Consider the following 9,315-nt stretch of genomic DNA (forward strand, 5'->3'; position numbering starts at 1 on the left):
GATTTCAGAACGGAGATTCATACATGTACACAACGGTGACTTTTATGGGGCGCGACGTGACTGCCAATGCGGAGGATGAGCTCCCGATCAAGAACCACCTTCCTGCTGACCTGGGGGCGAGCTTCCGCACGCTGAACCAGTGGCTCAATCGCGGTTTCGCGCCAAAAGCGAAGGCCGTTGGATATAGGATGCATCCTTCGGTCATGGCTCGGAGAACGTATGTCTATTTCCATGAATCGGATGTTGAGGACGATTGCGGTCACAGCCCGGCCGACTCGGCCAGCTACCTCAATGAAAAACAGGTGGTTCAGAGCGCCTTAAAGCAAAGCACGGGCTCAGGCGGCTTGACTGCAATCGGCATGAAAGGCCTTATGGACTAGGTGGTTGTTTTGGAAGAGCCCGGAAACGAGACGCGCCTACCTATTCCATGGGGCGCCGTTATCTACGCCGCGATAATCCTAGCGGCTATCGGCACGGTTCTACTGATAAGGTCGTTCGTTATTGAGCCGTTCAGCATCCCCACCGAATCGATGTGCGATACGCTTCGAGTCGGCGATAGCGTGCTAGCTGAGAAGATTACCCTGGAGTTGGGTGAAACCGCCTCTGCGGGGGACGTTATCGTCTTCGAGAACCCCGAAAAGGGCTCCGAGAAAGACGTCCTATGTAAGCGTGTTGTCGCCTGCGCCGGACAGACGGTCGATATGAAAAACGGATCGGTATATATCGATGGGAAGAAAATCACGGAGGATTACGCGAAGGGCGATTCCTATCCGCTGTACCTTGGAAAGGGCAAGCATATATCCTACCCCTATAAGGTTCCCGAGGGCGAGATTTGGGTCATGGGCGACAACAGGGAGAATTCCGCAGATTCCCGCTATTTCGGCCCGATATCAGAGGACAGCGTGATAGGCATCTGCGTCATGCGCTACCTGCCTTGGAACCGTATCGGCCTCCTTTGAGACATATAGTTTGACATTTAGTCATACTCAAAAGGGCATCCTTTAATGGATGCCCTTTTCGTAAATCTCTTTGTTATTATTCTCATTTTGATCTTGCAGCCCTGCCCATATTCAACTATACTATATGGCAACAAGCGGGACGAACGGCGTCCTGCAGACCCGAAGGGAGATTCCCTATGAATCGTAAATTGGACGACTTCCTCTTCTATTTCCCGAGGATTGTCATGGCGCTGATTGGCGTAGCGTCGTTCGCTTTCAGTGCATGGTTCAGCCAGTTCTACTACCTGTACCTGAACTGCATCGTATTACCCATCTCTTGGGCTATTACTGCATATGGCATCGAGTGTGCTAGCCAAGTGGTCAAAGCCTACCGCTGCTCGCTTTAAACGCCAACAGGGGAGCGCAACAGCGCTCCCTACCTTATCGACCTATACCTTTTGGAGAAAGGAAACCGCAATGACCGAGGAAACCATGAGCCTGGATGAAGTCGCTAAGGAGTGCCGCCAAGCGGCCGAGGAGTTGGCAAATAAGCCCGGATGCGCTAGGGATCTCGATGCTCTCATGGACGAGAAGCACACCGAGTTCGGCCGAACCCTGTACGGCACCGACAGCGGTTGCAGCGATGCCCTGAGGGCCCGATTTGAAGCCAACAGGCGCAACAACCGAGCGGACGCGATTGAGAATCTCGAGGCTCTCGCAACGCTGCTCGAACGTCTCCCTGCGTGCGATTATTGCGGCTTCCAGATGACTGGATACGACAGCTATTTCTCGCAGGTCATATTCGGCGCAGTGGAGGTTCTCAAGAACAACAACTAGCCCTGAACAAAAGGCGGTCGCAAGATCGCCTTTTTTCGTGCAATTTTCCCAGACAGATGTTGTATCTTATCTAATATGCAACTATACTATATGTCAACAAGCGGGATGTAAAGGCGCCCCGCAAACCCGTAAGGAGACACTCTATGAACGACAACGTCTTGGCGGTTATTTTTACCCGACCCGAGGACGATGACTACGAAACTGTTGACCTGTTCGAGAGCTTTGCCGATGCTCGCGAGTTTATGCTTGAAGATTGCGCCAATCTAGTCGCGGAGTTCGGCGATGGGCTAGATATCGACGATAACCTTCATGAGTTAACCGTCCGATGGGTGGGGACACCGCTTTGGAAATGGTCTATCAAGAAGCCTCGCTTTCATTAGGCAAGATATTGTCGATCTCAACAGCAGGAGGAACCCCATGAAGGAATATTCCGATCAATTCTTTGAGCTCAAGTGGCATGAGCTGGGAAACGTCCCGATTAGTTGAGTAGATTGACGGCCGCATGCGCATCGACGCATACGGTTGAAAGGAGGACACGATGCAACCGAATCGCAAGGAGATCGAGACGATTGCTAGGGTTCGAGCCATGAACCATGAGGCGCAGCGCCTGATGGGCAAGGTCAAGGCGCTTGAAGATCCCGAACCGGGGGCGTTTCGAGACCGCATCAATGCGAATTACGACCAGATGCGCCTGGCGATGGAAAGAATTGGACTTCTGCTTGAGGTGAGATTGCATACGCCCGAACGGAATGGCGCCGACTATATATTCCAGAAACTAGACAGGGACTTGGATATCCTCGATTATGAGATTGGTGTCTTGGACACCCTGATTGACCTCTGGCAGCTTCAGAACTTTTAGACAGCTCGCCGGACAGGTGGCAACTAAAAGGTTGCCTCCTGAATCATCTGAAACGAGAAGGGAACGACCATGAAGAAGATTTACAAATACACCGAGACCCGTTCTTGGTATTTCGAACTCGACGTTGACGAGAAAATGCAACCCGAGAAGGCCCTGACGGCATTACAGTGAACTGCTTCAATTACTATCTGACCGACCGCGCCGAGGACGAGTTTGCCTGCGGATGGAGTAAAACGTCAGAAGACGAGAAATCCCCCTGCACTGATCGCGCTACCGAGTATTTCCGAGGGGTTGCGGAAAGGGAGCTAGCGGGAGAAGCCCGAAATATGGTTCTGAAATCATTGAATGGGACAGAATAACCTGAAATGAAATTAGTAGCTCCATGGCTGCTTTTTTCTGGACTATTTTCCTGAATGACCTTGCGTCCTCCTTTGTAAACAACTATACTATATGCCAACAAGCGGGATGAATGGCATCCTGCACGCCAGTTAGGAGATATTGATATGAGCTGCTACGTCGTTTCCGATCTCACGATTTCCGCAATCGTCGCCGCAATGGCAGACACCGATTTCGAGCCGGCGAGCTTGAAGGACGAGGAGTCGGGCGTCAAGTACAACCCCGCGACTTGCGGCCAGATTGTCGGGCAGATGCTTCTCGATGCCAATTACGCTTCCGTCAACGAGTACTACGGCAAGCATACCCGCGCCCATGAGTTCAAGCTCACGCAGAAGCAGGACGGGAAGCCCTTCACCCTCGGCGAGAAGTACGGCTGCATCGAGTGCTACGAGTATCAGGCCTGCCAGCAGCCCGGATACGATAATTCGGAGATCCACGGCGCACTCGATTACGCAAAGGACGACTTGACCCGCAAGATGCTTAAAAAGCTCGGTGAGGAGTGTGTCTGGGGTCTGGAATAACTTCATTTCACACAAAAGGCGGTCTCGCGACCGCCTTTTGTGTGAACGATTTCCCAGTTGGATCTTGCATCCCTACCCATATTCAACTATACTATATGTCAACAAGCGGGATGAAGGGCATCCCGCAAACCCGAAGGGAGACACCCCATGAAAAACTTCACAATCAAGGTCACCGAGCATCGTGAAGGTCTGTTCGTCGTTGAGGGCAAGGACGAGAATGATGCCCTGGAGCGTTTGGGTCGAATCATAGAGAGCAATGCTTTCTGGAATGACTTCGAGAACTGCGGCGAGTATTCGCTCGAAACTGAGGTCGAGTCCGACGACAGCTGTGATGATCCGATTTCCGAGTGGAACGACGAAAGCTACCGCGACCTGTTTGGCAATTAGTCCCAACAAAAGGGCATCGACCTATCCGATGCCCTTTTCATCCTATTTTCTCGGTCGATCTTGTATCCCAATCCATATTCAATACAAGCGGGATGAAAGGCATCCCGTACACTTAAAGGAAGGAACCTCAAATGCCCAACACGAACGATATTTCCAGGTACGTGACCAGGGTGGACGACGGTCTGATCCGTCCCATGACAGTGCGCGAACTGATGTCCAGACTGAACGAATTGATCTCTATCGACAAGTCTATCGCGAGGATGCCTGTGGGATTGTCGACTGACGCGGAGGGCAATATGATTTATGTTCCCCGTGTTTTCACACCGAATGACTCGGAGAAAAACGATGGATACACACCCTTTGCCGATCTTGTCGGCGTGCTTACCGACGAGGACTGCGCTTACTACCGTGTTCCCAAGTGCGTTGTGATTGGATAGGTAGGACACACGAGGACTGCAAAGATAACCTAGAGGGCGATTGGCAACGATCGCCCTCTTCCGTTAGATGCACAACCTTGAACCCTTGAGTTCTATTCGATTACTCCCCAACTTTTTCGAACTTTTCTCGATTTGATCTTGCACCCAGCTCCACTATCAACTATACTATATGTCAACAAGCGGGATGAATGGCATCCCGTAGACCCTAGTGGAAGGAACACACACCATGTCTATCAATCGCGTTCTGCTTTCCGGCAACCTCACCCGTGACCCCGAGCTCCGCGCTACCGCAGGCGGTACCCCCGTCCTCTCGATTGGCCTTGCCGTCAACGACCGCCGTCGCAACGCGCAGACCGGCGAGTGGGAGGATTACCCCAATTTCGTCGATTGCTCCATGTTCGGAACCCGCGCCGAGGCTGTCTCCAAGCACATGCAGAAAGGCGACAAGATTGCCATCGAGGGAAAGCTCCGCTTCACCCAGTGGGAGAAGGAGGGACAGCATCGTACCAAGCTCGAGGTGATCGTCGAGGATATCGAATTCATGGCCCAGCGTCGAGACCAGTAGGAACCAAAGGGCAGGTGGTCGCAAGATCGTCTGCCTTTTGACATATGCAACTAGCGGAACGATAGCCGTTCCGCGTTTTTTCGCGATGGAATTATCCAGCAATCTATAGATTGGCGGAGCGTATGGTAGTTGATTTTAAATATTCGGATGCCTACAGCCGCGCAAATATCGTCGCTTATAAAGCACAGGACGGAAGCATTTACGTGGGCGCGGCAATTTACCCCTTTGATTCTAGGGATTCGGTTTTCCGCCGCTGTTCGAGGTATTTGCCGGGGCGGGGATGCGAGGCAGCACAGGACTTCCAAGCATTGGTGGCCGGTGATCTCGATTTACTTGAGAAGTTTGATGCCTATGCTATTCCGGTCGATGCGGACATGTTGGCTCTTTGCGGGGTTAATCTGGCCCTGTCCAAGACAGACCTTCATCTGGCACTCGAGGAGGAAGCTGTATTGCTGGACAGAGACTTTGCCGATGCTTTCGATTTTGAAGAGGAATAGTTGCTAGGAGTATCGACATCTCGGTACTCCTTATATTTTTCCTAAGAGATCTTGCATCCCTATCCATAACTAACTATACTATATGCTAACAAGCGAAACGTTAGGCGTTTGGCAGACCTTAGTAGAAGGGAATTGACATGGCTACGAAAAGCTATCTGGCAACAGCATTTATCGGCGAGAAGGAAGTTAGCGGAGCTTTTGGAAGCAGCGAGTTTCGCTCGAGTCTGAACTTTGCGAGGCGAGAGCTTCGCGGGTACCAGCGCCTGGCAGAGACCATCTACCGACACGAAGTCGTATTCTGCAACCGACGCGGTCTCGAGGATATAGTCGCTCCAGAGCTTGTGTTTGGCATCCTTACCGAAACGAAAGATAGCGAGACCGGTATTGTTGAGTCCAATTATTCCGTGACGTCGACCTACACAGCCGAGGATTTCGTGTCGGATACGCGAAACGCTTTCCTTGCCTTTGCCACCGAAGATTTCGGCGAGCAAATCGCATCCGAATCCGCGGCGCTCATTGTCGGTCAAACCGCGTCGATGCCGTGGCATAAACGCTACGATATATGGAACTGTCTCGCGAGCTACGACGTATACGGCGTTGTGACTGCGGACCATCTTGTTGGTGGGGTCGAGGAGCTCGCTGTGACCCTTGCCGATAGTCGTCCAGCCGACATAGACGGGGTAAGCTCAGTATCCCAGGCTTTTCACCGCGTCGAACGAAATAACTGCGGCAAGGAATAGGGGAGCGGCAAGGATATCCCTTGGCATCGAATCGAAGATATGACCACGAACCTAGCTAATGTAATTCCATTAGTTCGGATTGCGATCACATAAGTCGCCGAAATACCCCAATCGCGAAAACAATACAGTCCCTTGAGAGGAATCGATAATGAAAAAGACTGTGATGTACACCGAGACCAGGACATGGTTCTTTGATTTGGATATGTATGAGGACGCAGATCTCGATAAGGTCATGCGTGCGTTGAAAGACACGAACGGTCTCTATTTCTACTTAGACGATTGCACGTCAGATGAATATGAGAGTTCCTGGCAAGAGATGCCGAAGGAGTGGTGCAGCGGCAACGACCCCGACTATACCGAGGACTTCCGCTCGATAGCCAAAAAAGAGCTGAAAGGAGAGAGCCTGAAAATCGTACTGTCCTCCTTGAAAGAACATGCGCAATAGAACGGGAAAGGCGTTAGCGAGATCGCCTTTTTTCTGCTGTATTCCTTAGATGATCTTGCATCCCTATACATATTCAACTATACTATATGTAGACAAGCGGGATGAAAGGCATCCCGTACCCTAGTGGAAGGAACAACCATGAGTGACACGCGCAGCATAATCGAGGAGCTTGACAAGTTGATTGACTCGGGCGAGTTCGATAAACTCACCCAGATCGAGACCTTACAGAGGATGAGGAACCAGCTCGTTTCTCGCGAGGTCGCAGCCGAGAAGATTGCGACGTTCAGGGCAGAGTTCGAGAAGACCTGTTGGCTTTTCTCTGATGCTTTAACTGCTCTAAGCATGACTGACGACTATGCCAGCATGGTCGACATGAAGATCGCGAAGGATATAGACGAACGCCTGCGCTATATCGACGCGCTGTGCCGCCAGACAGACTTCGGGCACGACCATCACTTCATCGACGATTAGGAGAAGCCCAAAGATATTTCCTTGATATCGAGAATAGGGGCATCGGTTATCCGATGCCCCTATTTCATACCGTTTTCCCAGCTAGATCTTGAATTTCCTCCCATATTCCCCTATACTATCATTAAGCAAAGTGGGATGAAGGGCGTCCTGCAAATCGGAAGGAGATATCTCCATGATTACATTGGTCAACGGCAAAGGCGTGCAGGTTAACGAATTTCAGTTCCTAGACTGGGAAGAGGCCGAAAACTATTTGACGGAGCAGCGCGAGAAAGGCAAGCGCGACCTGTATCTGCGTGGCGATTTCGTCACCCCGACTACCTATGATGGTGTCTATTTCATCGTAGTCGGTTTTGCTGATGACTACAGCATGGTTATCAAGGCTAAGCACCTGCCGTGTCCGGACGAAATCATGAACTGGATCGAGTCCGACATGAAGAGGTTCGGTTACTCCGATATCTTCGAGTATTACGTGACGGATGAGGACAACGTGTACACGGGCTACGACACCGATAACATCGACAACTGGCCTGTATTCGGAGCATAGTTTAGCGACTCAAGGCGATCGTTTCCGGTCGCCTTTTTCGTGCTATTATCCCCAATCGAGCTTGAAACCCTCCCCATATTCAACTATACTATATGCCGACAAGCGGAACGAACGGCGCTCCGCAAACCCGTAAGGAGAAACGACTGATGAACAAACAGGACTACATCGAGAAGATTGCAAACTGTATCGCCGATTGCTGGCAAGCTGCCGATGCAGGCGATCAGGTTGCCTGCAAGGCGGCAAAGCAGGGCGCCATGGAAATCGCCAAGCTGGCCGCCGAGAACCTCGGCCACACGGCCGGCTATTGGCTCGCCGAGTCCCAATTCCGAGCAGCCGACCTGTATTAGACCTCAATTTGGAAGAGACGCAGCCGATTAAATCGCGCCGGCGTCTCTTCTCGTTGTAACGCTTCGCATGAATTGAGGAGGACGATTCAAAACCAATGCTTGTTCTCAAGAAAAATGACCTGATAAAGCTCCTGGGCGATGAGCTCTACGGGATTGAACTGGACTATGCGATGCTCCGCGATATCGAAAGACGCGGGATCGAGAGGCGGGAGACCCTCGATATCGTTGGTGACCTTTGCGAGGCTTACGGATACAATCGACGCGAAGTGCAGGAGAGAGCCCAAGACCGGCTTGAGAGATTTCTTCTTCGCAAGGATGAAATACGCGATTGGGATCCTTACGCCAACATTAAGTTGACCGAGCTTTCTAAAGTCATTTGTCTTAGATGGCCCTTGTATCTCCGCCCATATTCAACTATACTATATCTCGATAAGCGAAACGAAAGGCGTTTCGCACGCCCGAAGGGAGATACCTCATGAACCCTATCGATTCCAAGCTCAAGAAGATTCTCGCCATGATTGATGGCGCGACTTCCGAGGGCGAAGCCAGGGCGGCATCCCTTGCCCTCCAGCGCCTCCTTGCCGCGAACAACATGACCATCGACGATATCGACCTCGACGACGATGCCCCCGATGTCAACGAGTATGCCGAAGATCTCGGCAAGCGCGTTCCGGAATGGGTCAAGGTCCTCGCATACGTTATCGCGAAGAACTACCGTTGCCGCTACTACATGCAGACGAGCCATGGCGCATATGACTATTGGAGCGGCCGCCACACCGTGACCGGTAGCCGTTTCGTTTTCGTCGGTGAAAGCCAGGACGCTACGGTCGCAGCCGGTTGTTTCCGTGCCACCAAGCATGCGATTGAGACGTGTTTCAAGAAGTTCTGCGGCAAACGTTTCGAACAGAATGGAACCAAGATTGGGCGGCGTGCGGGTGTGAAGAACAGCTATTGCCTCGGTTTCATTCAGGGGCTCGAGAACTCCTACCGTGAGCAGCTTGAGCAGGACGAGACCATGGCCTTGGCGATCGTGGTACCCGAGAGCGTCAATCGCTACATGAATGACGAACTGAACTGCAAAAAGATGAAGCCCCGCCCCATTACCGTCTCCTCCGATCACTCAATCGAGGATGCCGGCAGGCAAGACGGTTACGGCTTCGGTCAGGGCGACCGTATCGCATCCTGCGCATAGCGACCGACACCAAATAGGGGAGGGTGATGCCCTCCCCATCCATTTCCTATATATGGCCATAGGAAAATTAGCGCCGATTTGGGTGGAGTTGGTTCGCTATCGTACTGATAGAATTAGACAAAATGCATGACTGCAATGA

18 protein-coding genes are annotated in these 9,315 nt (G+C 51.7%); all 18 read left to right on the forward strand.

The genetic code is table 11. From position 1 onward, the window contains the following. The first annotated feature begins 23 nt into the window (after positions 1-23). The 18 genes from DW754_RS06690 (at position 24) to DW754_RS06775 (ending at position 9,176) form a co-directional block, all read left to right on the forward strand. Positions 24-380 carry a hypothetical protein gene (locus DW754_RS06690; RefSeq protein ID WP_117758938.1) on the forward strand — a complete coding sequence of 119 codons (357 nt, stop codon included), beginning with the start codon at positions 24-26 and terminating at the stop codon, positions 378-380. Then, positions 381-959 carry a signal peptidase I gene (lepB, locus tag DW754_RS06695; RefSeq protein ID WP_117758937.1) on the forward strand — a complete coding sequence of 193 codons (579 nt, stop codon included), beginning with the start codon at positions 381-383 and terminating at the stop codon, positions 957-959. A gap of 176 nt (positions 960-1,135) precedes the next feature. Next, on the forward strand, positions 1,136-1,345 hold the full coding sequence (locus DW754_RS06700) for a hypothetical protein (protein WP_117758936.1): 210 nt from the start codon (positions 1,136-1,138) through the stop codon (positions 1,343-1,345). A 70-nt stretch (positions 1,346-1,415) separates the two neighbouring features. Further along, positions 1,416-1,775: a hypothetical protein gene (locus tag DW754_RS06705; protein WP_117758935.1), complete on the forward strand. Its 360-nt coding sequence runs from the start codon at positions 1,416-1,418 to the stop codon at positions 1,773-1,775. A 143-nt stretch (positions 1,776-1,918) separates the two neighbouring features. Next, positions 1,919-2,155 carry a hypothetical protein gene (locus DW754_RS06710; protein ID WP_117758934.1) on the forward strand — a complete coding sequence of 79 codons (237 nt, stop codon included), beginning with the start codon at positions 1,919-1,921 and terminating at the stop codon, positions 2,153-2,155. Between the two features lie 158 nt (positions 2,156-2,313). Continuing rightward, positions 2,314-2,634, forward strand: a complete 321-nt coding sequence (locus tag DW754_RS06715) for a hypothetical protein (protein WP_117758933.1) — start codon at positions 2,314-2,316, stop codon at positions 2,632-2,634. Between the two features lie 503 nt (positions 2,635-3,137). Further along, positions 3,138-3,551 (forward strand): hypothetical protein, encoded by a 414-nt coding sequence (locus tag DW754_RS06720; RefSeq protein ID WP_117758932.1) that lies wholly within the window; start codon positions 3,138-3,140, stop codon positions 3,549-3,551. Positions 3,552-3,698: 147 nt separating this feature from the next. Further along, positions 3,699-3,938, forward strand: a complete 240-nt coding sequence (locus DW754_RS06725) for a hypothetical protein (RefSeq protein WP_117758931.1) — start codon at positions 3,699-3,701, stop codon at positions 3,936-3,938. 131 nt (positions 3,939-4,069) lie between these two features. Continuing rightward, positions 4,070-4,375, forward strand: coding sequence for a hypothetical protein (locus DW754_RS06730; protein WP_117758930.1), 306 nt, complete (start codon positions 4,070-4,072; stop codon positions 4,373-4,375). A gap of 226 nt (positions 4,376-4,601) precedes the next feature. Next, a complete protein-coding gene (locus DW754_RS06735) occupies positions 4,602-4,940 on the forward strand; it encodes a single-stranded DNA-binding protein (protein ID WP_117758929.1) in 339 nt (112 codons plus the stop codon). Positions 4,941-5,062: 122 nt separating this feature from the next. Continuing rightward, positions 5,063-5,437: a hypothetical protein gene (locus DW754_RS06740; RefSeq protein ID WP_117758928.1), complete on the forward strand. Its 375-nt coding sequence runs from the start codon at positions 5,063-5,065 to the stop codon at positions 5,435-5,437. A 137-nt stretch (positions 5,438-5,574) separates the two neighbouring features. Beyond that, positions 5,575-6,177, forward strand: coding sequence for a hypothetical protein (locus DW754_RS06745; protein WP_233508895.1), 603 nt, complete (start codon positions 5,575-5,577; stop codon positions 6,175-6,177). Positions 6,178-6,325: 148 nt separating this feature from the next. Continuing rightward, the gene (locus tag DW754_RS06750) at positions 6,326-6,622 is read left to right on the forward strand and encodes a hypothetical protein (RefSeq protein ID WP_117758927.1); all 297 of its coding nucleotides are present in this window, start codon (positions 6,326-6,328) and stop codon (positions 6,620-6,622) included. Between the two features lie 138 nt (positions 6,623-6,760). Continuing rightward, positions 6,761-7,093 (forward strand): hypothetical protein, encoded by a 333-nt coding sequence (locus DW754_RS06755; RefSeq protein ID WP_117758926.1) that lies wholly within the window; start codon positions 6,761-6,763, stop codon positions 7,091-7,093. A gap of 172 nt (positions 7,094-7,265) precedes the next feature. Beyond that, positions 7,266-7,637, forward strand: coding sequence for a hypothetical protein (locus tag DW754_RS06760; protein ID WP_117758925.1), 372 nt, complete (start codon positions 7,266-7,268; stop codon positions 7,635-7,637). 146 nt (positions 7,638-7,783) lie between these two features. After that, on the forward strand, positions 7,784-7,984 hold the full coding sequence (locus tag DW754_RS06765) for a hypothetical protein (protein WP_117758924.1): 201 nt from the start codon (positions 7,784-7,786) through the stop codon (positions 7,982-7,984). 95 nt (positions 7,985-8,079) lie between these two features. Further along, a complete protein-coding gene (locus tag DW754_RS06770) occupies positions 8,080-8,463 on the forward strand; it encodes a hypothetical protein (protein ID WP_117758923.1) in 384 nt (127 codons plus the stop codon). Then, positions 8,460-9,176: a DUF2786 domain-containing protein gene (locus DW754_RS06775; protein ID WP_117758922.1), complete on the forward strand. Its 717-nt coding sequence runs from the start codon at positions 8,460-8,462 to the stop codon at positions 9,174-9,176. Before DW754_RS06770 ends, DW754_RS06775 begins: the two co-directional genes overlap by 4 nt. Positions 9,177-9,315 lie beyond the last annotated feature (139 nt).

It is taken from the genome of Collinsella sp. AM29-10AC (assembly GCF_003469085.1).
In the GTDB taxonomy this organism is placed as follows: domain Bacteria; phylum Actinomycetota; class Coriobacteriia; order Coriobacteriales; family Coriobacteriaceae; genus Collinsella.

Coding starts and splice junctions, on each gene's coding strand:
- DW754_RS06715 (WP_117758933.1), top strand. CDS start 2,314: ATGCAACCGAATCGCAAGGAGATCGAGACGATTGCTAGGGTTCGAGCC.
- DW754_RS06775 (WP_117758922.1), top strand. CDS start 8,460: ATGAACCCTATCGATTCCAAGCTCAAGAAGATTCTCGCCATGATTGAT.
- DW754_RS06755 (WP_117758926.1), top strand. CDS start 6,761: ATGAGTGACACGCGCAGCATAATCGAGGAGCTTGACAAGTTGATTGAC.
- DW754_RS06710 (WP_117758934.1), top strand. CDS start 1,919: ATGAACGACAACGTCTTGGCGGTTATTTTTACCCGACCCGAGGACGAT.
- DW754_RS06700 (WP_117758936.1), top strand. CDS start 1,136: ATGAATCGTAAATTGGACGACTTCCTCTTCTATTTCCCGAGGATTGTC.
- DW754_RS06760 (WP_117758925.1), top strand. CDS start 7,266: ATGATTACATTGGTCAACGGCAAAGGCGTGCAGGTTAACGAATTTCAG.
- DW754_RS06745 (WP_233508895.1), top strand. CDS start 5,575: ATGGCTACGAAAAGCTATCTGGCAACAGCATTTATCGGCGAGAAGGAA.
- DW754_RS06740 (WP_117758928.1), top strand. CDS start 5,063: ATGGTAGTTGATTTTAAATATTCGGATGCCTACAGCCGCGCAAATATC.
- DW754_RS06720 (WP_117758932.1), top strand. CDS start 3,138: ATGAGCTGCTACGTCGTTTCCGATCTCACGATTTCCGCAATCGTCGCC.
- DW754_RS06750 (WP_117758927.1), top strand. CDS start 6,326: ATGAAAAAGACTGTGATGTACACCGAGACCAGGACATGGTTCTTTGAT.
- DW754_RS06730 (WP_117758930.1), top strand. CDS start 4,070: ATGCCCAACACGAACGATATTTCCAGGTACGTGACCAGGGTGGACGAC.
- DW754_RS06690 (WP_117758938.1), top strand. CDS start 24: ATGTACACAACGGTGACTTTTATGGGGCGCGACGTGACTGCCAATGCG.
- DW754_RS06725 (WP_117758931.1), top strand. CDS start 3,699: ATGAAAAACTTCACAATCAAGGTCACCGAGCATCGTGAAGGTCTGTTC.
- DW754_RS06770 (WP_117758923.1), top strand. CDS start 8,080: ATGCTTGTTCTCAAGAAAAATGACCTGATAAAGCTCCTGGGCGATGAG.
- DW754_RS06735 (WP_117758929.1), top strand. CDS start 4,602: ATGTCTATCAATCGCGTTCTGCTTTCCGGCAACCTCACCCGTGACCCC.
- DW754_RS06705 (WP_117758935.1), top strand. CDS start 1,416: ATGACCGAGGAAACCATGAGCCTGGATGAAGTCGCTAAGGAGTGCCGC.
- DW754_RS06765 (WP_117758924.1), top strand. CDS start 7,784: ATGAACAAACAGGACTACATCGAGAAGATTGCAAACTGTATCGCCGAT.